The organism is Rhodococcus sp. LB1, from assembly GCF_001583455.1.
Classification (GTDB): domain Bacteria; phylum Actinomycetota; class Actinomycetes; order Mycobacteriales; family Mycobacteriaceae; genus Rhodococcus_F; species Rhodococcus_F opacus.
This window is the reverse complement of sequence record NZ_LTCZ01000152.1, coordinates 1-26,390: the sequence shown is the minus strand read 5'-3', so window position 1 is coordinate 26,390 and position 26,390 is coordinate 1. Positions and strand designations below refer to the sequence as shown.

Sequence of the window (26,390 nt, the reverse complement as noted above, 5' to 3'; positions counted from 1 at the left end):
TCGCCGATTCGATCACCCCGATTCGCCAGGCCGGTCAAATGGAACTCGTCGACGCCGAGACACCCGTCGAGATCGCCGACGGAGTCGAACTGCTCCCCACTCCGGGCCACACTCCGGGGCACGTGTCGGTCCGGATCAGCTCCGCCGGCGAGACCGCACTGGTCACCGGGGACTTCCTCCACCACCCCATCCAGCTCGCCCACCCACGCCTGTGCTGCGGAGTGGACGTCGATCCAGCGTTGTCGGAACGCACACGAGAGACGATCCTGTCGAGCATCGCCGACACCGAAACCCTGCTGCTCGGAAGCCATTTCACTTACCCCACCGGCGGACGCGTGCGCAGCACCGCAACAGGTTTCGTGCTCGATTCGGCCACCGCGATCCCGTAGACATTTCACCCACAACCAAGGACTTCGCCGTGACCACACACTCCGAACACCGAAATCATGAGCACGCCGCAGCCGTGGCGGCCACCGTCATGGGCATCCGCGGTGTCCTGAGAGCTCTCGACGACGTCGAATACGCGGAGACTCCACCGGCGTTCTCCTTCGTCGCGCTCACCCACCCGCAGAACGGAACACCCGATGCAACCGCATGAGCTGGACCTCACCGCCGCAGCCGACGCCATCTCCCGCCGAGAGTTGTCACCGGTCGAACTGATCGACTCCGCGCTCGATCACCTCGATCGCGTCGATCCGCACCTGTCTGCCTTCGTCACGGTGACGGCCGACGCGGCGCGGCGAGAAGCGGCCATCGCCGAATCGGAGATCGCTGCGGGCCGATATCGCGGGCCGCTGCACGGCATTCCGATCGCGATCAAAGATCTCTTCGACACTGCCGGGGTGCTCACCACGTCCAGTTCTGCGGTGCGGGCAACTCACGTTCCCGACCGTGACGCGACCGCAGTGCGGAAGTTGCAGTCGGCGGGCGCGATCTCGCTGGGCAAAACCCACACGCACGAGTTCGCTTTCGGAACGATCACACCGCAGAGCAGGAATCCGTGGGCTGTCGACCGCGTGCCCGGTGGCTCGAGCGGCGGATCTGCGATTGCGGTCAGCGCGGGGATCGTGGGTATCGCGCTCGGCAGTGACACCGGAGGTTCGATCCGGATTCCGTCCGCGCTCTGCGGGGTCGTCGGGCTCAAGCCCACATTCGGCCTGGTCTCCCGCGCAGGCGTCACCCCACTGTCGTGGTCGTTGGATCACGTCGGTCCGATCGCCGGCACCGTGCGTGATGCGGCGGTCGCACTCGACGCACTCGTCGGATACGACGACAAAGACCCCGCCAGCTTGCGGCACACCGAGGGCAGCTACGTTCCCGATTCAGGGAGAGACCTGACGGACGTCCGAGTAGGCGTTCCGACGAACTACTACTTCGACAACGTCGAACCCGAGGTGCAAGCGCACGTCCTGGAAGCGATCGACACACTCGCCGGGCTCGGTGCCACCCTCGTCGAGGTGGAACTGCCGCTCACCCACCTAGTGCAAGCCACACAATGGGGTCTGATGGTTCCGGAAGCCACGACCTACCATCAGGATTCACTGAACCGCCACCCTGAACTGTATTCGGACGACGTCCGTATCCTCCTCGAAGCCGGGCAACACCTCCTCGCGACCGACTACCTCCGGGCGCAACGATCCCGCGCGTTGATCCGTCAGGCTTGGGCGGATCTGTTCGATGACATCGACGTGCTCGCCGCACCGACCGTGACATCGGTAGCCGCGCGGGCGGGTCAGGAGACCATCGACTGGCCCGACGGGACCAGTGAAGGTATCAGTGACACCTACGTCCGTCTCTCGTCCCCGGCGAACCTCACCGGCCTGCCGGCGTTGTCCGTGCCGGTCCGCATGTCGTCCGACGGGTTGCCGATCGGAATGCAACTCATCGGCCGGCCGCTGGCCGAGGCCACCTTGCTCCAGGTGGGCGCGTCGTACGAATTCGCGCGAGGGCCGGTAAGAGTGCCGGGGTGGGTCGGACTGTCCGAAGTGGAAGCCGAACGAGCCATCCATCCATAGTGGGTGGCGGTGGCACTCGCTTACGCGATTCGACCGTGACCGCCCATTTGTCGAGGTTCCTGACACCTACGACACGGCCGGGAGTTTATCGCCCGGCTGGGTGGCATCGGTCCCAACGAGCATCGACGTCACGACATCGCGGGTTGCCTCCTGCATGTTGTCGGCCGTATTGAGCATCGTCAATATGTGCACGATCCTGTAACCCGACCTCAACGTCACGATCCGAGTCGTATCGATCGCTGTCGAGCATGATTAGTGCGGCAAGATGGGACCACACGATAAGCGGAGGCACGATGACCGATCTTGCGCAGCGAATGCTGAAGGATGCGGCGCTGAGCCGTCCCGAGCAGGCTGCGCTGGCGATCGGTCAACTCGCGGAATGGGCACCTCAGGGGGCGCGGCTGGGTACGAAGAAGGAACTTCAGGAGCAGTGTGGCGTGGCCAAGAGTACTTTCAACGAGGCCCTCCGCATCCTGCAGTCCCGTGGGGTCATCACCGTCCGGTCAGGTCCCGGCGGGGGACTGTTCGCAGCCGCACGGACCCCCATTGCTCGTCTTGGCGACTCCATCCTCTCCCGCGGTGCGGCGGAAGGAAATTTCGCCGACGTCGTCCGCGTAAGGGACGCTCTCGACCCGCTTTTGATCGAGTACGCACTCGATCACAGTTCCGCCGTCGACATCGCCCGCATGCGCACTGCCCTCGGCGCCATGCGGCAGTCCGCCAACGACGGCGACGCAACCGCCTTCGTCCGAGCGCACGGGGAACTGCACGCCGCGATCGCCCGGGTGAGCCCCAACGCGATCCTGAAGTCGATCTACCTCAGTCTGCTGGAGGTGGTCGAGTCGCCTACCGCTTCCGATCAGCCGGTCGGCCGGAAACCACTGGCGGAGTACCTCGCTGAGCTCCACCAACTCGACGTCGATCTCGTCGACGCCCTCGATACGCGTGATCGCACCGGGGCGATGCGCCTTATTCACAAGCACAACATCCCTCAACCCCCGAAAGCGGCGTCCTGAGCGAGACCCGTGGAGGTCAATCCGCGAGGGCCGCGTGGGGGAGTTGATGCAGGAGGTCGTGGTCGGCCAGTGTCTTACGTAGGGCTTCGTTGTCCAAGGTGAGAGCTTGGACGTATTGGGCGAGAATGGTGCCCGTTGGCGAAGTGCGCCGACTTCTCTGCTTTCGCGGCGCGTTCGGGCCGCGAGTTCGTTTTCCAGTGTGCGGATCCGTTGTCGCAGAGCCTCGGGGTTCGTGCCGCTGTGGGTCTCGCTTGTCGTAGTTGCGGCGCGCAAGCGTTCGATGGTACGGCCGGCGCGGTGGGCCGTGGCCCGGGAAACACCCGCCTCGCGGGCGAGGCCCGCGACGGTCAAGGCTCCGTCGGTCCGTAGCGGTTGCCCCGACAGCAGCCGATCGAGAGCGGTCTCTCCAACGCCTGCTCGGTCGCCGCGCTGACGCCCGTCACGCTGGGCTCTCCCCGTCGATCGGTGCGAGGAGGCTGGTCATCGTGGAGATTCCCTTCTTCAGGGCGTCCCGCTGGGGTGCGGAGAGTCGTTGAACTGCCATCAGTTCGGTGGCGTCGGCGATGACGGTGCGGATGGCGGGGGCATGGGCGGTGGTGACGCAGGAATTGCGGCACAGCTCAGGTCTGCAGTGGTTGGTCACCGGCTCCGTGGCTGCCGAGGGTCGCGGGAGACAGAGTGCTGCGGCGGGGTCGAAATAGCAGTCGTTGAACACGCCCGGGAAGTAGGTGCGGGCGGTGTTGGCGAGCATCGCTCGCACACGGGCGCGGTCGACCACCCGGCCAGGGAAGTCGCCGAGTTCGGGGCGGATCTGGCCGAACTGCTCGGCCAGCCGCGGTGGGGTGCGGACACCGGCGATGAAGTCTTCGTACTGATCGAGAAAGGAATCGAGCTGGGCAAACGCGCGTTCGTCCTCCACCTCGGAGCGAAAGCCGGATGCCGAGGTTCCCGCGTAGCCCTCGAAGATGGCGACCCGAACATGTTTGTACTGGATCTTGCCCGCGACAACACCGAACGGCTGCCGGGCGATGTGCCACGCTACAGTGCGACGGAACTGGCGACTGGTGAACCGCCAAGGCCGACCGTCGATGTCGGGAAACCGATCGTGCGGCCGAATCAGGGCGAGATGGTCGCGGAATTGGTTGAGGAACAGATTGATGTCATGCGCGATCAAGTCCTGGCGTCTGCGGTTCGCGACCCGGGTGAACAGCATGTCGTCCGGGACGAGTTGCTCGAGAACGCAGATGGCGTCGGCGACGGGTTCGATGACGATCCAGGTGGCGTCGGTGCCGCCGTCGGGATGCCCTTTGTGGACGGTGCCGCGAAGGGTGTGCCGGACGACGATGCCGTCGTCGCTGAGGCCGCGGTGGTGGCATCCTCGGCGCAGGGATTGGACCTCGGAGTCCCGAGCGCCGGACAGAAAGGCGATGACGATGTAGCAGGCGGTCATCAGCCGGCGACGCTCGGAGGCGAGCGATCGAGGATCGAACCGATCACGCCATGGCCGACCGGTATCCGGGTCGGCGCTGATCCGGGTGCCATTCCATCAGGTTCGACGCCGATCTCCGACACGGCGCGTTCGAGTCGGTCACGGAAACCATACGCGTTGACCGAAGTTCGTGAAATACCCAGTAGAGCGACGAGCAGGCTTTCGTTTACCTCAGGCGTGCCACCGGGAGCGTGCTGGCATGGTCGGGCCCATTCGGGGCGTTCCGGTAGTCCGCGTCCGGCGGCGGCCCGCTGCTTGCAGAAGGCGTCCAGGCGCCGGATCGCCTCCTCCACCGGCATCTTCTATGCGGATTCGGCGAGCTGTTGCCGCTCCTTCTCGGCGGCGAGAATGTCGTTCGCGGCGACTTGAACGTAAAACAATGCGCCACGCAGATACGGTGCCAGCACTTCCGGCGGTATACGCGGTGTGCGGTTCTCGCCATAGAAACGGCTGCCGGCGATCTCCCGGGCGGTCCGGCCGCGGAACGGAAGGTGAACCAGTCTGTCGGCAGTGAGGCGATCCGACGCCCGGTGGAGCAGCATGAGACTCCACGCATCGCCGGAGCGACGCTGCGGTTTCCACCGTGCACCGACGCCCACTGCCCGAATGGTGAGGAAGTTCTCCAGAATCTGGTCGTCTTCGATGTCAGCTAGGCGCAGACCTGGATAAAACTCCGTGAGATACGCGAATAAGGCACGGAGAACATTGAATTCGATCATCAACGTGGTGATGGCCGGGAGTCTGCCCTCGGCCAGAGTGGCATCGGTCAGTCGGGCGTAGAGGTACTCCTTCGCGGTCAAACGCCAGATCGGATCATCGACCACGTAAAACCGGATCCGGAGCCGATTGGCCTCGACGTTGGGTAGGTGGTGGCCGGCCCGCAGATCCCACACGTCGTCGGCGAACCGGGGGGAGGGCAAATCGTCGGCGTCGGGCCGCAGTCGCCGCCCCGCCAGAACTAGGGCATCGGGATCTACGTGTGACGACTGTAGTGAGGGAGCGCCGCTGCCCGCGGCGTCGCCGCCCATCAGGCGCGGGATCCGATGCCGCCGATTTGCGGAGGGAGATTTCGTAGAGGTCTGTCCGCTTCGGCGATTGCCTTGGCGGTGGCGACAACGTACGGGGGGAAGGCCGGCAGGATCTGAGTCAGGATCCGATTCCAGGTCTCCCCGTGCATCGCTGCCCAATTGTGGGCCGACATCTCCTCCCGTTGGGCCGTTAGGTGATCGAGAAAGCTCAGAACGGCGGGGAGCTTGCGGCTGGTGACGATCGCATTGGAGCAGCCGAGACAGTCCAGAACGGCACCGGGCAGGGTTGCCCTTTCGTCCCGAATGGCGAATCGGTGAAGTCCCGGCACGCCGACAACCACAGGCCCATCTCTCCGGAGAGCAGCGTCGGCACTTGCTCGGCACGGATCCCGGCCAGCTGCGGAGCACGCTCGGGCGCGGCTTCCAGCTGACGCTCGTGTTCGGTGGTGAGTACGCGTAGCTGAACGACCTCGGCCAGCGCCTCGGACAGGCCGTCGGTGATCGCCTTCTCGTGTACCTCGCGGAGGGCAGGTATATCGGCGTAGCGGTCGGCCGCGACTTCGCGGGAGTGCCCCTGGGCCAGCAGCGGCAGCTGCCCGCCGGTGGCGCGATAGAACTCGGCTTTGTAGGTTTTGCGCAACCGTTGCAGGTTCACCACCAGTGGTGCGCCGTCGCGATCGGCTACCCCATACTGCTTCACCAGATTGGCAGCGCCAGAGGACGGATAGACGCCGAGGGAGCTGACGCCCAGATTGTTTACGGGAAGCTGCACGCTCACCCACAGGACTTTGCTGTCGGCGATGTGCTGACGGGCCCGTCTCGTCAGTCGCAAGGCGAGGCGGATCAGCCCGCCCGGTGTGGTGGCGTTGCCATCGCGTACTCGGAGTTGGGAATGTTCCTGGCCGTGTCGGCGGCGCTTGAGGTAGTCGATCTCGACATGTCCAGCAGATGGGTTGCGCAGGCAGTCGGTATGAAGACCGCGTACTGCTTCCGGCTCGAGTCCGGTATCGAGGATGAGCAGTAGCGCAATCGCGGCGAGATCGGTTTCGTTCGGGTACAGCATCTGGTGTAGTCGGCGAAGCCCGAATCCTGTCTTGGGGCGATGCTTAGTACCCAAGCCCTCCATGACATCCGGTTGGCGCAGGACGCCACAACGGTTGATCTCCCACAGCGGGTCTCTTCCACCGTCCAGCCCCCGGTTCGGGGATCCTCACCGCGGGCGAGCACCTCTTCGCCCTCGACAGTGAGTCGCTGCACGGCGTGCCGCAGGTGTTCGCGGCAAGCTGCCCGCAGGGCTGCGGCGGTGTCCGGAGAGTAGGCGTCGAGCTTCGAATCGGGAGGCGGGCAGGGCCGGCGTCCGATGAACCGCAGCCGTGCCGGCATGCCTGGGTGAAGTGCCGACGGCATGGTCTCGCGCAGATGACGCAACATCGCCACCAGCACCGAGAACCGTCCGGATGCCGATCGAGGAGCCAGGGTCGATTGCGAGTAGAGATGGGATTCGAACTCATCGAGCAGGGTCGGTGTCAGCTCGCGCAAGTCCATCCGCCCGGAGTCGAGCACCGCACCGGTCAAGTACACCGCCAACATCCGGAAACTCTGGACGTACGTGTACGCAGTATTGCGGGACCCGATGCTGCCGCCGACCTCCGCCATCTCTCGGAATGCTGCTGCGAGTTGACCGATTACTCGTGGGCTGCCTGCAGCACTGACGTCGACGATGTAGTCGGGGTCTCCCGGAAACCGCAGTGTGAACACCAGCGCAGGGATCTGTTCCGCGAACCCGACTGCTTCGTCTTCCACACCGTTGGTGGCGACCGGCGGAAACTGGGCCCGTCGACGCGCCGTCACCAGCCCATCTCCAGATCGTGTGAGGACAAACGGCATCCCGTCCGGAACGAACCTCTCGGTGAAGTCGCCGGTCCGATTTTCGAGGATGGTGTCCCCCGCTGCGAGCGGCACCGACAACGCAGCAGCGTCAGTGACGAAGATTTCCATCCGGCGGACGATACGGGCCGCTGAGACAGTAAGACACGATCATTCTGAGCGGATAAACGTCGAATCCCGGGCTTTCACGGCCACCATCCCCGTCGGTGCCGTGCCCCAGGGCGTCGAGGTGGATCCGTCGACCCACACCCTCTACGTCGCCAACGTCGAGGACGGTTCGGTATCCGTCATCGACACCGAGACCCGCACCGTGTCGGCCACCGTCGCGGTCGGGAACCGACCCGGGGGAATGGGCGTCGATCCGTCGACCCATGCACTGTACGTCGCGACAACGGGGCCGGGCGGGGTCGTGTCGGTGATCGACGCCGAAACCCTCACCGTCACAAATACTGTCGCTGCCGGCCGGAACCCGCACGACGTGGCGGTGGATCCCTCGACCCGGACGGCCTTCGTGCCGAACGCAGACGACGGTACGGTGTCGGTGCTCGACCTCGAAACCCTCACCGTCACCGACACCCTCCGGGTCGGGACGCAACCCTACGGGGCAACTGTCGACCCGTCGACGCATACCGCCTATGTCACGGATATGGATGACAATTCGGTGTCGGTGATCGACACCGAGACCCGCACCGTCACCGACACCGTCCCGGTCGGGAGCGGTCCGCAGGGTGTGGCCGTCGACCCGACCAGCCACACCGCCTACGTCGTCAACCTCGCCGACGATACGGTGTCGGTGATCGAGCGGTAGCGGTGTCAGCTCCCCCACCGCGGCCGAGGGGAGCGGAACCGAATCGTTTTCAGCCGCGGGCGGGTCGGCGTGTGTCACTGTGGTGAGAGACCGAAACCCGCGGCCCACCTGGAGACGGTATGAACGTCGGTGTGACGCGAAAAGCGATCGGCGTCGTCGTCGCGGTGCTGGTGTCCGGTGGACTGGCCGGATGCGGTGGCGACACGACTGAGACGGCGTCAATCTCGATCTCGGCGACCGGATCGAGCAGCGCCACCGAGGAGCAGGACGCGGTTCTCGCTCAGGAAGCGAGGTGGCTGACGGCCATCACCGCCGGTGACCGCGACACGATCGAATCGATTCTGAGTCCCGATTTCAAGCACATCACGAGTGAGGGCAAACTCCTCGGTCGTGACGAGGAGATCGCGAGCATCGTTCCCGTGGCCTTCACGATGAATGCCACCGAGCAGACCGTCGACATCGTCGGTGACACCGCCGTGATCCACGGCGTCAACACCCTCACCGAGGCGGGCAATGTGCTGGCCCGGGAACGCTTCACCGATGTGTTCGTCAAGCAGAACGGCACGTGGATGGCACTGTCGGCGCAGGAGACCGCGATCTGACCGTCACCCGGGTGTCAGGGAACGAAGAACGTTCCGAAGCCCGGTGTTCCGATCGCCTGCGGGTCGACGAATGCGAGGACCTGACCCGAGCCCGGACGAATGGTGACGGGTTGAGCGTCCAGCGTCGGGAACGCTGCGGATCCGGACGCACCCGTGCCCAGACTCACCCAGTGGACGACCGCGGAGTGCGGGTTTCCGTCCCCCGGCGTGCGGCGCACGTGCAACACGGCGACGCCCGGTTGATGGCCGACGGTCGCGGCAAGCCGGGGCGTGGGGAGGTCGACGAGCGGGATGACGGGGTCGACCTGGAACGGAACCGTGCTCGGTGCGGCGGCCGCGGTTCCCGATGCGAGGAAACCGGAGATCGCGAGGGTCGCAAGGACGGTGGCGCCGACACGTCCGACAGCGTTGAGTGCGGTCATACGGATCGACCCTAGTCACTCGACCGGCGACTCGGCGCCGGTTCGCGTCTCAGGCGGTGGCGGGGACGAGTTCGGCGATCAGGGCTTCGACTCGCGTCTGGATCTCGTCGCGGATCGGACGAACCGCGTCGATGCCCTTGCCTGCCGGATCGTCGAGTGCCCAATCCCGGTAGCTGACCCCGGGGAAGTAGGGGCAGGCGTCGCCGCAGCCCATGGTGATGACCACGTCGGAGGTTTCGACGGTGTCGGGGGTGAGGATCTTCGGGGTTTGGTCGGAGATGTCGATCCCGATCTCGGCCATGGCCTCGACTGCGGCGGAGTTGATGGTTGCTGCCGGGGCGGACCCGGCTGAGCGGACCTCGATCCGATCTCCGGCGAGGTGGGTGAGGAATCCGGCGGCCATCTGGGAGCGGCCGGCGTTGTGGACGCAGACGAACAACACACTGGGCGTCGTCATGGGAGTGAACCTTTCGTGGCGGACGGGGACTGCGCGCGGAAGCGGGAACGGAGCGCGAGCGACACGTAGACGAGTCCGACGAGGACGGGGACCTCGATCAGCGGTCCGACGACACCGGCCAGGGCTTGCCCGGAAGTGGCGCCGTAGGTGGCGATGGCCACGGCGATGGCGAGTTCGAAGTTGTTGCCCGCGGCGGTGAACGCCAGGGTGGTGGTGCGCTCATACCCGAGGCCCATGGTCGCGCCGAGGGCGTAGCCGCCGCCCCACATGATTGCGAAATAGGCGAGAAGCGGGATCGCGATCCGGACGACGTCCCACGGCTGGGAGGTGATCTGGTCACCCTGCAGCGCGAAGAGGATCACGATCGTGAACAGCAGGCCGTACAGCGCCCAGGGCCCGATCTTCGGGATGAACGTGGTTTCGTACCAGGTACGACCCTTGGCCTTTTCGCCGAAGCGGCGGGTGAGGTAGCCGGCGAGCAGGGGGATGCCCAGGAAGATGAGCACCGACTTCGCGATCTGCCACGGCGAGGTGTCGATGGTGGTCTGCTCGAGGCCGAGCCAGCCGGGCAGCACGGACAGGTAGAACCAGCCGAGCACGGCGAACATGATGACCTGGAACACCGAGTTGATCGCGACCAGCACGGCGGCGGCCTCGCGGTCACCGCAGGCGAGGTCGTTCCAGATGATGACCATGGCGATGCAACGGGCCAGGCCGACGATGATCAGCCCGGTGCGGTACTCCGGCAGATCCGGCAGCAGCAGCCAGGCCAGGGCGAACATCAGCGCCGGACCGAGCACCCAGTTCAGCACTAATGATCCGATGAGCAGTTTGCGGTCGCCGGTGACGGTGTCGAGTCGGTCGTAGCGGACCTTGGCGAGCACCGGGTACATCATGATCAGCAGGCCGAGGGCGATCGGCAACGAGATGCCGTCGATCTCCACCGCGGACAGGGCATCACCCAGACCGGGAACCATCCGGCCGAGGAGCAGTCCGGCGACCATGGCGACGCCGATCCACACCGGCAGGAACCGGTCGAGGGTGGAGAGTTTGCCGACGACGGCCGGGTGTTCGGTGGTCGAGACCTCGCTCATGCCGGAACCTCCGTGGAGGTGCAGGTCTCGGACGGGACGACCGGTCCACTCTCGGTCAGGAGCACAGCAGACAGCTGCTGCAGTGCCGACGGGATCACCCAGTAGTACACCCAGGTGCCACGACGCTCACAGTCCAGCAGTCCGGCGGCGCGGAGCACCTTCAGATGATGCGAGATCGTCGGCTGCGACAGGTCGAACGACTCGGAGATGTCGCACACGCAGGCCTCACCACCGGCGTGGCTGGCGATCAGGCTCAGCAGGCGCAGGCGCACCGGATCGCCGAGGGCCTTGAACATCCGGGCCAGATCCCCGGCCCAGTCCTCGGTCAGTGGTTCACGCGCGAGCGGCGAGCAACACGCGCCACCGTCCGACGATTCCTGATTCGACATACGTCGATATTGACAGATGTCGAATCAGGGTGCAACGCGTAGGACGGCCAGGGCGCGGATCAGGCCGAGCGCCGCGTATTACTCGGCACGTCCGGACGGGAAATGCACCGACCCGTCATTCCCGATGCAACCACCCTGGACGGGGCCGCTGCCGAAGAAGACGCCGTTGAGTTGCCCGCTGCCTCCAGGGGGATTCGATCCGACTCCCGCGCCGCCGACGCCGATCGCCCCACACTGATAACTGTTGTTGTCCATGGGGTGGTCGTTGTGGACGTGAAGCTGCGTGCCGGGGGTGCTCGGGTCCCCATGAAATGCCGGTGCCGCCGCCACGACGCCCGAACCGAGCGCAAAAAAGGCGGCGATCGCGGCCGATGTAATCGCCGTGCGCAATGCGAACGTGTTCATCTGATGTCACCTTTGATTCGATTGTCGCCCGGCTTCTCACCGGTCGATGATTCTCGGGTTACGCATGATTTCGGTGTATCCGTTTTCCCGATGAAACAATTATGGTCCGAGCCGTTGGCGGAAATCACCCCTTCGAGCGGCTTATCGGTGTTTCCACTGCGACGTCCGCGCCCCCTCGCCGCGGCCGAAAAGGCCCTGGTTGTGACCCCGTGCGTGCCGCCACACCGAAACCACTTGACCCCGAGGGGTTCACGTGTGAGTTCCGGACGACCGCTAGCGTTGGAGTGCCCGATATCCGTACGTCCGAGGGGACACTGCCACGCATGACCGGTGACGAGATTTCGGAAGGCAACGACGCGCACCCGACCGCGACGCCACAGTTGCGCCGCCGGTTGGGGGTGTTCGACTCGGTGATGATCGGCCTCGGGTCGATGATCGGCGCGGGGATCTTCGCCGCGCTGGGGCCTGCCGCGTCCGCCGCCGGAGGCGCCCTGCTCGTCGGGTTGGCCGTGGCCGCGGTGATCGCGTACTGCAATGCCCACTCCTCGGCCCGGCTCGCGGCGCTGTATCCGCAATCCGGTGGAACCTATGTCTACGGCCGCGAACGCCTGGGACCGTTCTTCGGATATCTGGCGGGCTGGGGATTCGTGGCCGGCAAGACCGCGTCGTGTGCCGCGATGGCCCTGACCGTCGGCGCCTACGCCTGGCCCGCCCGCGCGCATCTCGTCGCGGTCGTCGCCGTCGCCGCCATCACGGCGGTGAACTACCTGGGTGTGCAGAAGTCCGCGCTGGTCACCCGGGTCATCGTGTTCGTGGTGCTCGCCGTCCTCGCTGTGGTCGTCGTCGTGTGCCTGGCCGGTTCCGACACCGGCTTCGACGGGCTCGCGATCACCGCGGGTCACGGCGTGGCCGGAGTCCTGCAGGCCGCCGGCCTCCTGTTCTTCGCGTTCGCCGGGTACGCCCGGATCGCCACGCTCGGCGAGGAGGTGAAGGACCCGGCCCGGACCATCGCCCGGGCGATCCCCATCGCTCTGGCGATCACTCTCGTCGTGTACCTGTGCGTCGCGATCGCCGTCTTGAACGCGCTCGGCGCCGACGCACTCGCTGCCGCGACGGATCCACTCGCGCAGGCCGTTGCCGCTGTGGGGTTCGGGGGCCTCGAACCGGTGGTCCGGGTGGCTGCGGTGATCGCCGCGCTCGGCTCGCTGCTCGCCCTGATCCTGGGGGTGTCACGGACCACGTTCGCAATGGCACGGGACGGCAACCTGCCACGTCTGCTCGACGCCGTCCACCTCCGGTTCGCGGTGCCCTATCGGGCCGAGTTGGCCGTCGGCGTGGTGGTGGCGCTTCTCGCCGCGACAGCGGATCTGCGCGGTGTCATCGGGTTCTCCTCGTTCGCGGTGCTGGTCTACTACCTGATCGCCAACGCATCGGCCTGGACCCTGTCCGCGAAACCGTGGTCGCGGCTGGTGGCCGTCGTCGGCGCCGTCGGATGTGTCGTTCTCGCCGCGTTCCTCCCCCTGGCCTCGGTGATCTCGGGTGTGATCGTCCTCGGAGTCGGGGCCGTGATCTACGGGATCCGTTCGGCCCGCCGGACCTGACTGTCGCGAATGGACTGGCACCCCGCACAGCATTTCGACAATCTTCCGACGGCAATTCGCCTCGGGCAGTCGTCTCGCGTGGGAGTCTTCAACGACTATCCCAGCGCTGGGAGAAGGTGAGAATGTTCGTCCTGGTCCGACATTCCCATGCGGGCGAGAAGAAACAATGGCACGGCCCCGACGTCGAGCGTCCGCTGAGCCCGCTCGGGCACGAGCAGGCTCACGGCCTCGTCGCGGCGCTGAGCGGCATCGAGATCGAGACACTGCTCTCCAGTCCCACCACCCGTTGTCGCCAGACCCTGCTGCCGCTCGCGCAGGCGCGCGGTCTGCCCATCCACGACGAACCGCTGCTGGCACCGGACGCACCCCCCGACGAACTGTTCGCCGCTCTACACAGACCCGACGCCGACCGGGCGGTTTTCTGCACCCACGGGGAGATCCTCAACGCGCTGGCGGAGTTCGCGCAGGCGCGCGGAATACCGGGCCTCCCGCCCTCGGGGGCGACCGCGAAAGGGGGCGTGTGGTTCGTCGACTGCGGTGCAGATCCGCCCCCGGCGCTGCGGTACCTCGCGCCGATTCCGGCCGGCTGACCTCGACTTCTAGGCCGGCGCGAGCCGGGCGGCGTCCTCCCGGGCCTGCCGCGCATTCTGCAGTTCCAGGCCGTACAACAGGCCGAATGTGAAACCGTTCTCGCCCGGTGTCGTGCCGGCGCGGGCACCGAGCGTCCGGAGCGTCTCCGCCGCGACGACGCTGTCCTGGTGCTCGCCGAGGACCGTCTGCATCTTCTTGAACCGTGCCGCCTTCTTCTTTGCCGACTTTCTCCCCAGAATCGGTGCGGCCAGTTCGGCGGCGTAGCGGGCCCGTTTGGCGGCCTTCCGCGCGCGGTGCAGGGCGGCATCGTCGTCGCCGGCAGCCGCGGTGGCGACGCGTGTGAGCGCTTTGCGTTCGGCTTTCCGCACCAACTTGTCGATCACGCGGGGATCGTCGCCGGCCTCGGCAGTCAGCGGTGGCGTGGTGCGCCACCGCGCCAGCGTGGCCAACAGTGCACGGTAGCGGTCACCGTCGAGCGCATCCATCACCTCTTTTCTCCGACGGAGTTGCTCGGCGAGCAGATCGTTCTCGATGCGCGCGGCGACCTGGCCCATCACCAGTTCGGAAGGCAGGGCCGCGAGGGCGTCCGCGAAGCGTGCGCGTTGCACCTGCCGATCCCGCACCTCCCCGAGCAACCCGGCGTACCACGACAGTTCCGCGTCGAGTTCTGCCCGCGCGGTCTGATCGAAGAGGCGCCCGAATACCCGCAGCGTGCTGCGGAAACGCCGGATTCCCACGCGGGTGGGATGGACCGGGTCCAGTCCACGACGCAACCACACGTCGCCGGCCACGATCGCCTGGACCTGGGCATCCAGGTAGTCGACGAGCACCGCTTCCACCGTCGTTCGGGCCGTGTCGCCGCCGTCGACCGCGAGGTGCGCGGCGCTGAGCACCCGGCTGAGCTTCGACGGATACCGCGAGGGCTGCGCTCCGCGGCGGGTGAGGCGTTTACCGATCTTCCCGAGCAGTTTCTCGTTCCCGGCGTCGCCGAGTTCGACCTCCACCTCCCGCCACTCGCTCAGGACTGCGCGATCGCCGGCGACGGCACCGCGCACGCGGTCGTCGGCCACTTCCGCCAGCAGACGGTCGTCTCGGTCGAGGAGTCGCTGCGTGCGTCGCACGGTTTTCAGCGTCGCCACCGGGTGCACGGGTTTGCCCAGTGCGACACCCGCAATCGTGGTCGCCAACTCGTCGGGAACCGCGTCACTCTCCCCCGGAGGCATCCGAATCTCGGTGCGGGCTTTGTCGGCGGGGACCTTCAATTGCCATCCCACATCGGCATCCCCGCTCCGGCGGCGGAACGTGATCTTCTGACGGAGCAGATCGCGGTCATCCGTGTCGTAATAGACGCTGTTCAGATTTACCGTGCCCTGCTCGATCCGTCCCCCGGTAGGTATCACGTCCTCGAGATCCGGCAGGACGAATTCGAGCCCCACCTCGTACTTGTCTTCCCGCTCGCGCTGCGTCGACACCATGGACCCAGTCTGCACCCACAACGGCCGTCCCGGTCTCCGGCGCGCGATCGGCACGGAGTGCAGTTAATCTGTCAGCGGTGCAATTGTCGATCGCACCTCGTCGCCGGAGCCGAGCGTTGCGAAAATCTGTCCGCAACTAGTTCTTTCACGCGGTCCATCGGGTCGCCCGCATTCCCAGTGCCCTGACTGTGCTCGGTCTTCCAGAGGGGGATGACTCCGCATGTGCAAACCGAACAGGCATCACGACCTCGCGCACCCCGCACCGGGACTCGACTGGATAACGAGGGCTCGGTGTCGAGAAGGAGACCCGGATCGGCTTTTCGTCACAGGCGCCGCGCAACGCAAGGCCGCCGCCCTGTGCCGGCACTGTCCGGTGCTGATGGAATGCGGCGCGTACGCACTCGACAATCGAATCGAATTCGGCGTCTGGGGTGGGATGACGGAACGTCAGCGCCGTGCACTGCTCGCTGCGCATCCCGGGGTCCGCTGGTCCGAGCGCTTCACGAACCCTCCACCTGTCGGGTGAGGATTGATCGAGCCAACCCGACGAACCGGGAGAATAGCTCTCACTCGGCCAGGTAGAGAGCCACCCGGAAGTATCGGGAATCGCGACGGAAGGTCGGTGTGGTGACGCCGTACCGCTCGACGAACTCGTGTTGTTCGACGAACCGAAGGTCACCGGACGTGCCGGGCACCGAATACTGCCGATTCGGCATGCGCCAGGTGCCTGTGTCGGGTACGTCCCACATCTGTACGTTGTCGGGCAACAGTTTCCAGCCGTGGTCGGTGTGCAGTTCGAGGTTCGCGACGACCTCGATCGTCGCGATCACTCCGCTTACGGACACGGGCTGAGGGGAGAAGCCCGGGTACCTGTCGACGTAGAAGACTCCTCGGCCGACACCGTTCGGCCGAATCTCGACCTCCTCGGCCAGTGATCGGAGCTCGGCGGGAAGCTCCTGCTCGTCGAGCCACGAGAGGGCGGTGGTCACGGTGTCAGCCCGGTGCCAGACAGAGTCTGCGGAAACAGGCTCGTCGTCGACGAAGACCGTGAGCGTCTGGGGTGAGGCATGTTCAGGCGTGCGTCGTGGTCGATCGTCGAGCATCGTCAGACCCCGCGCAGTAGGCGGACCGATGGGCGAAGCCATCGGGCGCGGGGTTACCTTGCAGCAGACGATACGCGCCTGCGGCATCGGTTCGCCCGCCGCTGCCGCACTGAACGCGGCAGCGGCGCCGGCGGAGGGCCGTCCGATCGATGCGAAATCAGTACGGCAAAGACGAGCAGCTGGGGCGGTCGACGACGGCCTGACCCTCGCAGAGCATGGCCTTCTCGTCGTCGTCGAAACGGTCGCGCCGATCGCGGTCGCGGGCATCGCGGTCCGACTGCGAGACCACTGCGACATCGGTCCCCGACGAGGCGGGCATGGCGTGCGCGATTCCGGCGGCGCCGGTGACAGAGAAAGCAACCGCGGCGAACATCAGGCCGGCGCGAATGGCGGTGTGGCGAAACATGCGGAGTCCTAGGTGGTGTGTGGTCGAGTATTCCTTGGCCACAACAACACTGCCTTCCGGTGAAGCGGTTCGACAGCCACCCTAGGGTGCGTGTTGCCCACCCCTGTGCCAACGCCGGGAACGCGTCTGGGCTGGAGTGGTGCCGTCGCCGCGAACGTCGATGACCGAGGCCTGTTCGGTGGGTCCTTCCCGCCGCAAACAAAACCGTTGATACCAGTATCACAGAATTCTATTACCGCCCCGCCAACATGTTGTTTCATGATCTTTGGGAGCGTCCATCGTCATGAATCGGAGCACCCATGAATTCCACAGTCAGCGCACCCGGCTGGCAGAAGTCCGTCTTCGACGTTCTGCGTGAAGGAGATGTCAAGCAGATCGCGTACGTACCGGACGCCGGCCACTCGTACGCGATCCAAGCCGCGATCGCCGACCCCGGCATCGAAGACGTCGTGCTGACCACCGAGGAAGAGGGCGTCGGCGTTGTCAGCGGCGCGTGGCTCGGCGGGCAGCGCGCGGTCCTGCTCATGCAGAGCAGCGGAGTCGGTAACTGTGTCAACATGTTCTCCCTGCTGGAGATGTGCAAGTTTCCGTTCCTCACTCTCGTGACCATGCGTGGTGAGTACGCCGAGTTCAACCCGTGGCAGATCCCCATGGGTTCGACCACGCAGCAGGCCCTCGAAATCATGGGCATCACAGTTTTCCGGGTCGACGACCCCGATCAGGTCGGCGAGGTCGTCTCCGCCGCCTTCGATCAGGCATTTCTCGCTGGTGAGCGCGTCGCCGTGCTCCTGGGCCAGCGGCTCATCGGACGCAAGAAGTGGGAGCGCAAGTGAACGCACACAACTCGACCATCGGAACCCTCGCCGGCGAACGCCTGAACCGGCGCGAGTTCGTCGCGACACTGCTCGACCGAGCGCCGGAGGCACTGGTCGTCACCGGTCTCGGCTCCCCGTCCTATGACGTGTTCGCCGCCGGGGAGCGCGACCGCAACTTCTATTTGTGGGGCGCCATGGGCGCCGCCGTACCCACCGGCCTGGGCCTTGCGCTCGCTCGTCCGGACGAGTCCGTGGTCGTCATCACCGGTGACGGGGAACAGCTCATGGGAATCGGTGCGCTCGGATCGGTCGCGGTCAAGGCCCCGAAGAACCTCACCATCGTCGTCCTCGACAACGGGCACTTCGGCGAAACCGGCATGCAACGCAGCCATTCCAGTCTCGGAGCCGATTTGGCCGGCATCGCGTCGTCGTTCGGCATTGCCCGCACCGAACGGGTCCGCGACATCGCCGACGTCGACCATGTCGCACAGATCGTCACCGCCCGGGAAGGTGCGACCTTCGTCCAGGTGTTCATCGAGCAGACCGAACCACCACGCGCCCTTCCGCCCCGGGACGGCACGGCGGTGAAGAACAAGTTCCGCGCCGCACTCGGCCTCGACACGTTCTGATGGCCGACACCGAAGCGAGAGAGAACACTGTGATGCAGAAATACCTTCTCCACATCGACGGTCAGCAGCGCCCGTCCGCCGACGATTCCTACTTCGAGGCAGACGACCCCTTCACCGGCTTGCCGTGGGCGCAGATCGCGCGCGGACAAGCATCGGATGTCGAGGACGCCGCCCAGGCCGCGCACCGTGCCATGACCACCGGGCCGTGGGCGACCATGAGTCCCAGCGCCCGCGGTCTCCTCCTGCAGCGCGTCGCCGACGCGCTCGAGGACAACGCCGAACTCCTCGCCCGCATCGAGGTCCGCGACAACGGCAAGCTCTACAGCGAAATGTTCGGCCAGTGCCGGTATCTCGCGCAGTGGTACCGGTACTACGGTGGTCTCGCCGACAAGATCGAAGGCCGCGTCGTTCCCGTCGACAAGCCGGGATACTTCACCTACACCCGGCGCGAGCCGATCGGGGTCGTCGGAATCATCACCCCGTGGAACTCGCCGCTGCTCCTGCTCACCTGGAAGCTGGCACCCGCGTTGGCCGCTGGTTGCTCGGTCGTCGTCAAGCCCTCCGAATACACCTCCGCCTCCACCCTCGAATTCGTTCGTATCCTCGAGCAGGCGGGCCTGCCTGCCGGAGTGGTCAACGTGGTCACCGGATTCGGGCCGGACGTGGGCGGCCCGCTCGTCGACCACCCTCTGGTGCGCAAGGTCGGCTTCACCGGCTCGGACGCGACCGGGCGGCACATCGGCGCCGCGGCGGCGCGCGGCCTCAAGCGGGTTTCGCTCGAACTCGGCGGCAAGTCACCGAACATCGTCTTTGCCGACGCCGATCTCGACGCCGCGGTCAACGGCGCGGTGTCCGGAATTTTCGCCGCGACCGGTCAGACCTGCATCGCCGGCAGCCGGCTCCTGGTGCAGCGTTCCGTGCACGACGAGGTCGTCGCCAAGCTGGTCGCGCTGGCCTCGACCGCGCGGATCGGCGATCCGATGTCCCCCGACACCCAGGTGGGGCCGATCACGACTCGGGACCAGCACAAGAAGGTCCTCGAGTACATCGACATCGCCACCGCCGAGGGCGCACAACTCGCGCTCGGTGGCGGCGTGGCCACGGATACCGGAACCGATGGGTGGTTCGTACAGCCGACAGTGTTCACCGGGGTGAGCAATCAATCCCGGTTGGCGCAGGAGGAAGTCTTCGGCCCGGTGCTGGCGGTGATCCCGTTCGACACCGAAGACGAGGCGATCACCATCGCCAACGACTCGAAGTACGGTCTCGGTGCCGGGGTCTGGACCACCGATCTGTCCCGCGCGTTCCGCATGGCGGAGGCGATCGAGTCCGGGACGGTCTGGGTCAACACCTACCGCGCGGTCAGCTTCATGCTGCCGTTCGGCGGGGTGAAGGACTCCGGTATCGGCCGGGAAAACGGTGCCGAGGCAATCGACGAGTACCTCGAAACCAAGAGCGTGTGGATCAACACCGGGGCACCGACCGGAAACCCGTTCGTCCTGCGCTGACCGCGACGCACACGCGCGTCGCCACCTACCGCACCCCCGTTCCAGGCAATGGCCGAAACGAAACTGCCGGCGCCTCGTTGCCGGGTCACATCCGGCTCCGACGCGAACAGCGTGCACGTTTCCGGAGGTCGAGTACGAGGCGGTGGCGTATGGCCCTACCCGATGCCATGCGAAACGCGCGTCTGGCCGGAAGTGAAGGAAAGAAATGACGAACGACACTGTGACGAGACTCGAAACTGTGCCGACGGCGTCGGTCTCCGATGCCCTCGACGCCCTGGGGCACCCTGGTTCCCTCCACGGCATCGGCCCGCTCGCCTCCGGCATCCGGGTGTCGGGGCGTGCGTTCACAGTTCGCTACGAACCGGTAACCGACGAGCCCGGAACGGTGGGCGACTTCCTCGACGACGTCGAACCGGGATCCGTGATCGTCATCGACAACCAGGGCCGCACCGACTGCACGGTGTGGGGAGGCATCATGACGCAGATCGCGGCCGCCCGCGGAATCGGTGGAACCGTGATCAACGGGACCTGCCGGGACACCGCCACTTCCCTCGAACAGAACTATCCGATCTGGAGTACGGCACGGTTCATGCGGACCGGCAAGGACCGCGTCCGGCTTGCCGAGGTGCAGGGCGAGGTGGTGATCGACGGAGTCACCATCCGCCCGGGTGATTACATCACCGCCGACTCCGACGGCGTTGTCGCAGTCGCCGCGAGCATCGTCGACGAGGTGCTCGACGTCGCCGAACGGATCGAGCAGGTCGAGGCCGACATCGTCGCCGCGGCCCGCGACGGAAGTACCCTCCGCGAAGCGCGACAGCGCTTTTCGTACCACACACTGCAGAGGAAGCAGGCATGAGCGACCTGGCCCGCGGTCACGCCACCGCCACCATCTACGAAGCATCCAAGATGAACATCGCACTCGACCCGGCGATCCGGCCCGCGTGGACCGGCGCGCGGGTCGCGGGTCCGGCGTACACGGTGCAGGGTGCGGGCGGTGACAACCTGGCGCTGCACAACGCGGTCGCCGCCGCCCCGGCGGGGCACGTTCTGGTCGCCGATCTCGGCGGCGCCCTTCACGGGCACTGGGGTGAGGTGCTCGCCGTCGCAGCGCAGCAGCGTGGGCTGCTGGGGTTGATCATCGATGGTGGCGTCCGTGACACCGTCGAACTCGACGGCATCGACTTCGCCGTCTTCTCGCGCGGCATCTCCGTCGTCGGCACCCGCAAGGGCTACCAGGGTGGCCTCGGCGTGCCGATCACTGTCGGTGGAATTCGAATCGCAACTGGGGATCTCGTCGTCGGAGATGCGGACGGTGTCGTGGCGATACCACACGAACACGTCACCGACGTTCTCGAACGCTCGGACGCGCGAGTGGCCGACGAAAAGCGCATCTTCGACGAGTTGTGCGTCGGCAAGACCACGCTCGAGCTGTACAACTTCGCCGCCATCCCCTAGCCGGCACTCGGAGACAATTCGCCGGGAAAGTCTGCGTAACAGATCTGCGATGGGTGCCCAGTACAAAGCGATTGCCGAGCCCACGCCTTCGGAGTGGGAAAGCGCTATGGAGTGTGGCTACATCGGCGACTGAGACTCCGCCGCGAGGCACAGTGGTCCTTGGAATGAGGCGGCCTGCACTACGCGAGAACGCAGCGCCCAGGTTCGACCACTGGCGCAATAGGTGAACACAACGGGGCCTAATGGGTGAACACCCCCTCGGTGTCCTATGGAACTAGGCCGCTTGTATCCAAGGTGTCGAGAATGAAGTGGTGAAAGCCTTCGGCGACCGAGGAGGTGAGGGGTCGATCGGCCCGGATCATGCCGATCGTTCGCCAAGCATCGCGATCGCGGAGTTCCACCAGCACGGTCCCCTCGGGAGGGTCGGCAGCCGCAGATGGAGCAGGAACAACTCCTACGCCCACTCCGGCCGCGATCATGGCGCGCATCGTGCCGACCTCGGTGACCGAGAACGCGATTCGCGGGGCGAAGCCGGCAGCTCGGGCGAGACGGTCGGTGAGTTGGCGCAGCCCGTACTCCGGCGTGAGCGCCACGAAATCGTCTTCGGCGACTTCGGCGAAACTCACCGTCTTGCGGCGGGCCAGCCGGTGACGGACCGGGACGAGCAAGCGAACCGGTTCGGTGGCCACCGGTGTCCACACCAGGTCGTCGACGGGGGGCTCGGGTGCCACGAAGCCGAGATCGGACCGGCCCGCCCTCACGTCATCGACAACCGAATCGGCCGCAGCGCCGCGTAGTTCGAATCTCACCTTGGGATGTTCGGCGCGATACCTGCTGATCAGTTCCGGCACGAGCCACTCGCCGAGGCTGTGCAGGAAGCAGAGGGAGACGGTGCCCTCGTTCGGATCCGCAAGGGTGCTGATCCGGTTGTGTGCGGAATCCACCTCGCTCAATGCGCGCAACGCATGTGCGCGGAGAATCTCGCCGTACCGGTTGAGATGGAGCCGATTGTGCCGCCGGTCGAACAAGCGCACCCCGAACCCCCTCTCCAGCCGGGCTATGGCCCGCGACAACGTCGGTTGCGTGACATGCATCTCCGCGGCGACAGCGGTGATGTTCTCCGATTCGGTGAGGGCGACGAACCATCGCAACTCCTGCAAGTTCACTGCCTGAGCTTATACGCGAAGCGTATGAGGACCAGCGGATATCGGCATTTCACAAACCGCCGCAGGGGCGCGACAGTGAAAGGGCACTGACGCGACTGACCCGGCAAGGAGAATGACGTGAGTACCGAGCGTTCGGATTTTGCTTCCCACCCTGTGCATCGGCCATTGGAGGGTGTCGTGGTGGTCTCGCTCGAACAGGCGATCGCGGCACCGTTCGCGACCCGGCAACTCGCCGACCTCGGTGCGCGGGTGATCAAGATCGAACGTCCCGGCGTCGGCGATCTCGCACGCGGATACGACCGGACGGTTCAGGGGATGGCGAGCCATTTCGTGTGGACGAACCGTGGGAAGGAGAGCATCGAGCTCGACGTTCGCTCCGAGGACGGCAACCGGATCCTGCACCAGCTCGTGGACCGCGCCGATGTCCTCGTCCAGAACCTGGCACCCGGCGCGGCGGGGCGCCTCGGCATCGGGGCCGAGCGCTTGCGGCAAACCCACCCGCGCCTGATCACGTGCGATATCTCCGGATATGGCCGCGGCGGCCCCTACGAGGCACGCAAGGCCTACGACCTGCTGATTCAGTGCGAAGCCGGACTGGTGTCGATCACCGGAACCGAGGACGAGCCCTCGAAGGTCGGTCTGTCCATCGCGGACATCTGCGCCGGCATGTATGCCTACTCGGGGATCCTCACCGCCTTGCTCGATCGTGGGCGGACCGGACACGGCGCCAACCTCGAGATCTCCATGCTCGAGGCGCTCGGCGAGTGGATGGGGTATGCCGACTACTACGCCCGGTACGGCGGATCGGCGCCGGAGCGGGCGGGAGCGAGCCACGCGACCATCGCACCGTACGGACCGTTCACTGCGGCGGACGGCGAGGTCGTCAACCTGGGTTTGCAGAACGAACGCGAATGGGAGGTGTTCTGCCGTGTCGTGCTGCAGGCGCCGGAGCTGATCGACGATCCGCGGTTCGTCACCAACGCCGACCGGGTCGCGCACCGCGCCGACCTCGATGGCGTCATCGCCGAGGTCGCCGCAGGCCTCACCGGCGCGGACCTCGTCGACCGGTTGGAAGCGGCGAAGATCGCGTATGCCCGGCAGCGCACGATGGACGAGTTCGCCGAGCACCCGCAGCTCGCGGCACGCTCCCGGTGGGCGCAATTCGATTCCCCCGTCGGACGGCTCGAAGGACTACTTCCCCCGGTGACGGTGATGGGCACCGAACACGAGATGCGCCCCGTACCCGGCCTGGGGGAACACACCGACAGCATCCTGACGTGGCTCGACGAGTACGCAGCGGTCGGGTCCTGACACACACTCTTCCCTCCGCCGTCGGCCGTGTCGCGCCGTCGGCGACGAACTACCGAAGGAGAACTACCTTGAGCAGCAGTGAAATCCAGGTCGAGCAGTCGGCGCCACCGGTCACCGGCTGGCCCGGCCGCTACTTCGAAGACTTCGAGATCGGAGACGTGTACCGGCACCCACTCGGCCGCACGGTGCTGCCGGTCGACAACTCGTGGATGACGCTCCTCACCCAGAACACGGCGCCGATCCACTTCGATGCGCACTACTCGAGTCAGACGACGTGGGGTAAGCCGCTCGTGGACTCCACCTTCACCCTTGCCCTCGTCACCGGGCAGAGCGTCAGTGACATCTCCCAGCACGTGCACGCCAACCTCGGTTGGGACCGGGTGCGCCTGCCGAATCCGGTATTCGAGGGCGACACCATCTACTCCCAATCGGAGGTCCTCACCAAACGAGAGTCTGTGTCCCGCAGGGACATCGGCATCGTCACCGTGCGCACCATCGGGTACAACCAGGAAGGCACCATCGTCATCACCTTCGAACGGACCCTCATGGTGTATCGCAAGGGACACGGACCGCACACGGCAGGCGTCGACCCCAAGTGGGACGACCGGTCACGCCGCGCAGCCGGCATCGAGTAGTCGATCGAAGTGCCGCCCGCGCCCCCGCTGGCCATGAAATACGGCCTCCGGTCTCGGTAGCCGTCCGCGCTGACGTCGGCGACAACGTGCGGGGCACGGTCGCACAGCTGATGTCGATGAGATTCGTCCTCGGCCGCGCTCCGAGCGACCCGCAGCAGTGCCGTCTAAAGCGAATGTAAGGAAAGCGGCCCATCCCTTCCCTCTCGCTGTGGCGGCGACCACATTGGTGTCAGTGACTATGCATCATCACAGCAGTCGAGGAAGGAACATCATGCGACACACGACTTCGAACCCAGCGTCGTCGACCGGCGAGAGGCGGGTTGTTGCGAACGTGGTTCGCGGCTGCATCGGCAACCTCGTGGAGTGGTACGACTGGTTCGTCTATGCAGCGTTCAGTGTGTTCTTCGCGGCGTCCTTCTTCCCGCAGAGCAGCACGACCGCCCAGCTTCTCTCCACGGCACTGGTTTTCGCGGTCGGATTCCTGATGCGCCCGATCGGTGGGTACATCCTGGGCCGATACGCGGACCGGTACGGGCGTAAGAATGCGCTGACGTTGTCGGTGCTGATGATGGCCGCGGGATCGCTGATCATCGCTGCGACACCGAGTTTCGAGGCGATCGGCATGCTCGCGCCGGCGCTGCTGGTGATGGCGCGACTGATCCAGGGGCTCTCCGTGGGAGGCGAATTCGCTTCCAGCGCCACGTATCTGTCCGAGGTCGCGACGCCCGGTCGACGCGGCTTCTACTCCAGCTTCCAGTACGTGTCGATCATTCTGGGTCAGCTCGCTGCGCTCGGCGTCCAGATCATCCTGCTGCAGCTCCTCACCATCGACCAGATGGAGGCCTGGGGTTGGCGTATTCCGTTCGTGATCGGCGCTATCGCCGCCGTCACCGTGATGCTCTTCCGTCGTGGGATGGACGAATCGGACCAGTACAAGGAGGAAGCGGCCCAGATCGCTGCCGAGAAGGCATCCGGTACGAAGCCGTCGGCCAAGCGCGGCACCCTCCGCCTGCTGCTGCAGTACCCGAAGCAACTCGCGATGGTGTTCGGCCTCGCCATCGGCGGCACCGTCGCGTTCTACACGTACACCACGTACCTGCAGAAGTACATGATCAACACCTCGGGGATCGCCCCGGAAACGGTGGCATGGATCAACTTCGCCGCACTGTTCATCTACATGCTTCTGCAGCCCGTGGCCGGACTGATCTCCGACCGCATCGGTCGCCGCAAGGTCATGCTGTTCTTCGGTGTCGGCTCGACCGTGCTGACCGTGCCGATCCTGACCGTTCTCGGCAACACCACCAATGCGTTCGTCGCGTTCGGCCTGATGATGACCGGACTGGTCATCGTGACCGCCTACAGCGCGCTGAGCGCGATCGTCAAGGCGGAGCTGTTCCCGACGAAGGTCCGCGCGCTCGGTGTCGGGTTGCCGCACGCGATCACCGCCGCCCTGTTCAGTGGCACGGCCGAGCCTCTCGCGCTCGCTCTCAAGCAGGCCGGACATGAGTCGGCGTTCTTCTACTACGTCGTCGGTTGCTCGGCACTGACCCTGGTCGCCGCACTGTTCATGTCCAAGGGCAAGGGCGGCACCACCCTCGATCCTGCGACGGAGAATCAGTCCCGCGACGGACGCGAGGAAGACCGCGACAACCGCGAACTCGAGCGTGTCTGATCCCTCGTCGTCCGGCATTGTTCCCCCGGCTCATCGTGGCCGGGGGACAATGCCGGTTATGCGGATTGCGGTGGTCGAGGACGACGACGGCGTCGGCAACGCACTCGTTGCGGGGCTGACCCGGCAGGCGCACCAGCCTGTGCGGATGAAGTTCGGGTCCGAACTGCTGCTGCACCACGGCGAGGTGGACTTCGTCCTGCTCGATCTCGGGTTACCGGACCGCGACGGGCTCGAGGTGCTGCGTCAGCTGCGCCAGGTCAGCGCCGTCCCCGTCATCATCCTGACCGCCCGCGACGACGAACGTTCGGTGGTGCGCGGCCTGCGCGGAGGCGCCGACGACTACCTGGTCAAGCCGGCGCGGATGTCGGAGCTCTTCGCTCGCATCGAAGTGGTGCGCCGGCGAAGTAT

General features: G+C 65.9%; 31 protein-coding genes and 1 pseudogene. 19 read left to right on the top strand and 13 right to left on the bottom strand.

The features are described 5' to 3' along the window. The 4 genes from AZG88_RS21445 to AZG88_RS21430 form a co-directional block, all read left to right on the top strand. On the top strand, nt 1-389 hold a 389-nt coding region (locus AZG88_RS21445), incomplete at its 5' end, for an MBL fold metallo-hydrolase (RefSeq protein WP_156517568.1). Between the two features lie 29 nt (nt 390-418). Continuing rightward, nucleotides 419-598 (top strand): hypothetical protein, encoded by a 180-nt coding sequence (locus tag AZG88_RS21440; RefSeq protein WP_061040767.1) that lies wholly within the window; start codon nt 419-421, stop codon nt 596-598. Beyond that, nucleotides 585-2,015 (top strand): Asp-tRNA(Asn)/Glu-tRNA(Gln) amidotransferase GatCAB subunit A, encoded by a 1,431-nt coding sequence (locus AZG88_RS21435; RefSeq protein WP_061698888.1) that lies wholly within the window; start codon nt 585-587, stop codon nt 2,013-2,015. The genes AZG88_RS21440 and AZG88_RS21435 overlap by 14 nt, the downstream gene beginning before the upstream one ends. A 293-nt stretch (nt 2,016-2,308) precedes the next feature. Further along, the gene (locus AZG88_RS21430; protein ID WP_061040769.1) at nt 2,309-3,031 is read left to right on the top strand and encodes a FadR/GntR family transcriptional regulator; all 723 of its coding nucleotides are present in this window, start codon (nt 2,309-2,311) and stop codon (nt 3,029-3,031) included. Between the two features lie 439 nt (nt 3,032-3,470). Here AZG88_RS21430 and AZG88_RS21425 read toward each other — a convergent pair whose 3' ends face one another. From AZG88_RS21425 to AZG88_RS55630, 4 genes and pseudogenes are all read right to left on the bottom strand, one after another. Further along, the gene (locus AZG88_RS21425; protein ID WP_061698887.1) at nt 3,471-4,481 is read right to left on the bottom strand and encodes a hypothetical protein; all 1,011 of its coding nucleotides are present in this window, start codon (nt 4,479-4,481) and stop codon (nt 3,471-3,473) included. A gap of 341 nt (nt 4,482-4,822) precedes the next feature. After that, on the bottom strand, nt 4,823-5,548 hold the full coding sequence (locus AZG88_RS21415; RefSeq protein ID WP_061040771.1) for a hypothetical protein: 726 nt from the start codon (nt 5,546-5,548) through the stop codon (nt 4,823-4,825). 208 nt (nt 5,549-5,756) lie between these two features. Then, on the bottom strand, nt 5,757-6,611 hold the full coding sequence (locus AZG88_RS21410) for a hypothetical protein (RefSeq protein ID WP_156681850.1): 855 nt from the start codon (nt 6,609-6,611) through the stop codon (nt 5,757-5,759). 371 nt (nt 6,612-6,982) lie between these two features. After that, nucleotides 6,983-7,435 (bottom strand): annotated as a pseudogene (locus AZG88_RS55630) (hypothetical protein); the annotation flags it as partial. Nucleotides 7,436-7,664: 229 nt separating this feature from the next. Between AZG88_RS55630 and AZG88_RS21400 the strand changes: the two are divergent. Beyond that, nucleotides 7,665-8,243 carry a beta-propeller fold lactonase family protein gene (locus AZG88_RS21400; protein ID WP_269455054.1) on the top strand — a complete coding sequence of 193 codons (579 nt, stop codon included), beginning with the start codon at nt 7,665-7,667 and terminating at the stop codon, nt 8,241-8,243. Between the two features lie 131 nt (nt 8,244-8,374). After that, a complete protein-coding gene (locus tag AZG88_RS21395; RefSeq protein ID WP_231914118.1) occupies nt 8,375-8,845 on the top strand; it encodes a nuclear transport factor 2 family protein in 471 nt (156 codons plus the stop codon). Nucleotides 8,846-8,859: 14 nt separating this feature from the next. On the opposite strand, the gene AZG88_RS21390 is transcribed toward AZG88_RS21395, so the two are convergent. The 5 genes from AZG88_RS21390 to AZG88_RS21370 all read right to left on the bottom strand — a co-directional run bounded on the left by AZG88_RS21390 (nt 8,860) and on the right by AZG88_RS21370 (nt 11,612). Beyond that, complete coding sequence (locus AZG88_RS21390) at nt 8,860-9,267, bottom strand: hypothetical protein (protein WP_061040775.1); 408 nt, start codon at nt 9,265-9,267, stop codon at nt 8,860-8,862. 49 nt (nt 9,268-9,316) lie between these two features. Beyond that, a complete protein-coding gene (locus AZG88_RS21385; RefSeq protein WP_061040776.1) occupies nt 9,317-9,724 on the bottom strand; it encodes an arsenate reductase ArsC in 408 nt (135 codons plus the stop codon). Then, entirely contained in the window at nt 9,721-10,818 is a 1,098-nt protein-coding gene (arsB, locus tag AZG88_RS21380) for an ACR3 family arsenite efflux transporter (protein ID WP_061040777.1), read from the bottom strand. Before arsB ends, AZG88_RS21385 begins: the two co-directional genes overlap by 4 nt. Beyond that, entirely contained in the window at nt 10,815-11,207 is a 393-nt protein-coding gene (locus AZG88_RS21375) for an ArsR/SmtB family transcription factor (RefSeq protein WP_005249898.1), read from the bottom strand. The genes arsB and AZG88_RS21375 overlap by 4 nt, the downstream gene beginning before the upstream one ends. Before the next feature lie 78 nt (nt 11,208-11,285). After that, the gene (locus AZG88_RS21370) at nt 11,286-11,612 is read right to left on the bottom strand and encodes a hypothetical protein (protein ID WP_005249899.1); all 327 of its coding nucleotides are present in this window, start codon (nt 11,610-11,612) and stop codon (nt 11,286-11,288) included. A gap of 323 nt (nt 11,613-11,935) precedes the next feature. Here AZG88_RS21370 and AZG88_RS21365 point away from each other — a divergent pair, with 323 nt between their 5' ends. Together AZG88_RS21365 and AZG88_RS21360 are read left to right on the top strand one after the other, a co-directional pair. Then, nucleotides 11,936-13,213, top strand: a complete 1,278-nt coding sequence (locus tag AZG88_RS21365) for an APC family permease (RefSeq protein ID WP_197436030.1) — start codon at nt 11,936-11,938, stop codon at nt 13,211-13,213. Between the two features lie 122 nt (nt 13,214-13,335). Beyond that, nucleotides 13,336-13,803: a SixA phosphatase family protein gene (locus AZG88_RS21360; RefSeq protein ID WP_061040779.1), complete on the top strand. Its 468-nt coding sequence runs from the start codon at nt 13,336-13,338 to the stop codon at nt 13,801-13,803. Between the two features lie 9 nt (nt 13,804-13,812). Here the strand turns inward: AZG88_RS21360 and AZG88_RS21355 are convergent, their stop codons facing one another. Then, nucleotides 13,813-15,279 carry a CYTH and CHAD domain-containing protein gene (locus AZG88_RS21355; protein WP_061040780.1) on the bottom strand — a complete coding sequence of 489 codons (1,467 nt, stop codon included), beginning with the start codon at nt 15,277-15,279 and terminating at the stop codon, nt 13,813-13,815. 220 nt (nt 15,280-15,499) lie between these two features. Between AZG88_RS21355 and AZG88_RS50205 the strand changes: the two genes are divergently transcribed. Beyond that, nucleotides 15,500-15,805, top strand: coding sequence for a WhiB family transcriptional regulator (locus AZG88_RS50205; RefSeq protein ID WP_061040781.1), 306 nt, complete (start codon nt 15,500-15,502; stop codon nt 15,803-15,805). A gap of 40 nt (nt 15,806-15,845) precedes the next feature. Here AZG88_RS50205 and AZG88_RS21350 read toward each other — a convergent pair whose 3' ends face one another. Together AZG88_RS21350 and AZG88_RS21345 are read right to left on the bottom strand one after the other, a co-directional pair. Beyond that, nucleotides 15,846-16,268, bottom strand: a complete 423-nt coding sequence (locus AZG88_RS21350) for a hypothetical protein (protein WP_231914117.1) — start codon at nt 16,266-16,268, stop codon at nt 15,846-15,848. Between the two features lie 271 nt (nt 16,269-16,539). Then, nucleotides 16,540-16,788, bottom strand: coding sequence for a hypothetical protein (locus AZG88_RS21345; protein WP_005567996.1), 249 nt, complete (start codon nt 16,786-16,788; stop codon nt 16,540-16,542). Between the two features lie 299 nt (nt 16,789-17,087). Between AZG88_RS21345 and AZG88_RS21340 the strand changes: the two genes are divergently transcribed. From AZG88_RS21340 to AZG88_RS55625, 6 genes are all read left to right on the top strand, one after another. Continuing rightward, nucleotides 17,088-17,621, top strand: coding sequence for a thiamine pyrophosphate-binding protein (locus AZG88_RS21340; protein WP_005249959.1), 534 nt, complete (start codon nt 17,088-17,090; stop codon nt 17,619-17,621). Then, nucleotides 17,618-18,232 (top strand): thiamine pyrophosphate-dependent enzyme, encoded by a 615-nt coding sequence (locus AZG88_RS21335; RefSeq protein ID WP_082764360.1) that lies wholly within the window; start codon nt 17,618-17,620, stop codon nt 18,230-18,232. The genes AZG88_RS21340 and AZG88_RS21335 overlap by 4 nt, the downstream gene beginning before the upstream one ends. Next, nucleotides 18,232-19,740, top strand: a complete 1,509-nt coding sequence (locus AZG88_RS21330) for an aldehyde dehydrogenase (RefSeq protein WP_442971731.1) — start codon at nt 18,232-18,234, stop codon at nt 19,738-19,740. The genes AZG88_RS21335 and AZG88_RS21330 overlap by 1 nt, the downstream gene beginning before the upstream one ends. Nucleotides 19,741-19,945: 205 nt before the next feature. After that, on the top strand, nt 19,946-20,599 hold the full coding sequence (locus AZG88_RS21325; protein WP_005249963.1) for an RraA family protein: 654 nt from the start codon (nt 19,946-19,948) through the stop codon (nt 20,597-20,599). Next, complete coding sequence (locus AZG88_RS21320; RefSeq protein ID WP_061040783.1) at nt 20,596-21,198, top strand: RraA family protein; 603 nt, start codon at nt 20,596-20,598, stop codon at nt 21,196-21,198. Before AZG88_RS21325 ends, AZG88_RS21320 begins: the two co-directional genes overlap by 4 nt. Nucleotides 21,199-21,240: 42 nt before the next feature. Further along, nucleotides 21,241-21,366 (top strand): WhiB family transcriptional regulator, encoded by a 126-nt coding sequence (locus AZG88_RS55625; RefSeq protein ID WP_080578319.1) that lies wholly within the window; start codon nt 21,241-21,243, stop codon nt 21,364-21,366. A gap of 98 nt (nt 21,367-21,464) precedes the next feature. Here the strand turns inward: AZG88_RS55625 and AZG88_RS21315 are convergent, their stop codons facing one another. Then, nucleotides 21,465-22,364 carry a LysR family transcriptional regulator gene (locus tag AZG88_RS21315; RefSeq protein ID WP_061040784.1) on the bottom strand — a complete coding sequence of 300 codons (900 nt, stop codon included), beginning with the start codon at nt 22,362-22,364 and terminating at the stop codon, nt 21,465-21,467. 117 nt (nt 22,365-22,481) lie between these two features. Here AZG88_RS21315 and AZG88_RS21310 point away from each other — a divergent pair, with 117 nt between their 5' ends. The 4 genes from AZG88_RS21310 to AZG88_RS21295 all read left to right on the top strand — a co-directional run. Next, on the top strand, nt 22,482-23,675 hold the full coding sequence (locus AZG88_RS21310) for a CaiB/BaiF CoA transferase family protein (protein WP_082764361.1): 1,194 nt from the start codon (nt 22,482-22,484) through the stop codon (nt 23,673-23,675). 68 nt (nt 23,676-23,743) lie between these two features. Beyond that, nucleotides 23,744-24,310, top strand: coding sequence for a MaoC family dehydratase (locus AZG88_RS21305; protein WP_197436031.1), 567 nt, complete (start codon nt 23,744-23,746; stop codon nt 24,308-24,310). Between the two features lie 271 nt (nt 24,311-24,581). Next, nucleotides 24,582-25,982 carry an MFS transporter gene (locus tag AZG88_RS21300; protein ID WP_061040786.1) on the top strand — a complete coding sequence of 467 codons (1,401 nt, stop codon included), beginning with the start codon at nt 24,582-24,584 and terminating at the stop codon, nt 25,980-25,982. 58 nt (nt 25,983-26,040) lie between these two features. Beyond that, a partial coding sequence (locus AZG88_RS21295) for a response regulator transcription factor (RefSeq protein WP_156517566.1) occupies nt 26,041-26,390 on the top strand: 350 nt, incomplete at its 3' end.

Excerpts from the sequence above, each read along its gene's own strand:
- AZG88_RS21435 (WP_061698888.1), top strand. The coding sequence starts at position 585 with ATGCAACCGCATGAGCTGGACCTCACCGCCGCAGCCGACGCCATCTCC.
- AZG88_RS21430 (WP_061040769.1), top strand. The coding sequence starts at position 2,309 with ATGACCGATCTTGCGCAGCGAATGCTGAAGGATGCGGCGCTGAGCCGT.
- AZG88_RS21425 (WP_061698887.1), bottom strand. The coding sequence starts at position 4,481 with ATGACCGCCTGCTACATCGTCATCGCCTTTCTGTCCGGCGCTCGGGAC.
- AZG88_RS21415 (WP_061040771.1), bottom strand. The coding sequence starts at position 5,548 with ATGGGCGGCGACGCCGCGGGCAGCGGCGCTCCCTCACTACAGTCGTCA.
- AZG88_RS21410 (WP_156681850.1), bottom strand. The coding sequence starts at position 6,611 with ATGCTGTACCCGAACGAAACCGATCTCGCCGCGATTGCGCTACTGCTC.
- AZG88_RS21390 (WP_061040775.1), bottom strand. The coding sequence starts at position 9,267 with ATGACCGCACTCAACGCTGTCGGACGTGTCGGCGCCACCGTCCTTGCG.
- AZG88_RS21385 (WP_061040776.1), bottom strand. The coding sequence starts at position 9,724 with ATGACGACGCCCAGTGTGTTGTTCGTCTGCGTCCACAACGCCGGCCGC.
- arsB (WP_061040777.1), bottom strand. The coding sequence starts at position 10,818 with ATGAGCGAGGTCTCGACCACCGAACACCCGGCCGTCGTCGGCAAACTC.
- AZG88_RS21375 (WP_005249898.1), bottom strand. The coding sequence starts at position 11,207 with ATGTCGAATCAGGAATCGTCGGACGGTGGCGCGTGTTGCTCGCCGCTC.
- AZG88_RS21370 (WP_005249899.1), bottom strand. The coding sequence starts at position 11,612 with ATGAACACGTTCGCATTGCGCACGGCGATTACATCGGCCGCGATCGCC.
- AZG88_RS21365 (WP_197436030.1), top strand. The coding sequence starts at position 11,936 with ATGACCGGTGACGAGATTTCGGAAGGCAACGACGCGCACCCGACCGCG.
- AZG88_RS21360 (WP_061040779.1), top strand. The coding sequence starts at position 13,336 with ATGTTCGTCCTGGTCCGACATTCCCATGCGGGCGAGAAGAAACAATGG.
- AZG88_RS21355 (WP_061040780.1), bottom strand. The coding sequence starts at position 15,279 with ATGGTGTCGACGCAGCGCGAGCGGGAAGACAAGTACGAGGTGGGGCTC.
- AZG88_RS50205 (WP_061040781.1), top strand. The coding sequence starts at position 15,500 with ATGTGCAAACCGAACAGGCATCACGACCTCGCGCACCCCGCACCGGGA.
- AZG88_RS21345 (WP_005567996.1), bottom strand. The coding sequence starts at position 16,788 with ATGTTTCGCCACACCGCCATTCGCGCCGGCCTGATGTTCGCCGCGGTT.
- AZG88_RS21340 (WP_005249959.1), top strand. The coding sequence starts at position 17,088 with ATGAATTCCACAGTCAGCGCACCCGGCTGGCAGAAGTCCGTCTTCGAC.
- AZG88_RS21330 (WP_442971731.1), top strand. The coding sequence starts at position 18,232 with ATGGCCGACACCGAAGCGAGAGAGAACACTGTGATGCAGAAATACCTT.
- AZG88_RS21325 (WP_005249963.1), top strand. The coding sequence starts at position 19,946 with ATGACGAACGACACTGTGACGAGACTCGAAACTGTGCCGACGGCGTCG.
- AZG88_RS21320 (WP_061040783.1), top strand. The coding sequence starts at position 20,596 with ATGAGCGACCTGGCCCGCGGTCACGCCACCGCCACCATCTACGAAGCA.
- AZG88_RS21300 (WP_061040786.1), top strand. The coding sequence starts at position 24,582 with ATGCGACACACGACTTCGAACCCAGCGTCGTCGACCGGCGAGAGGCGG.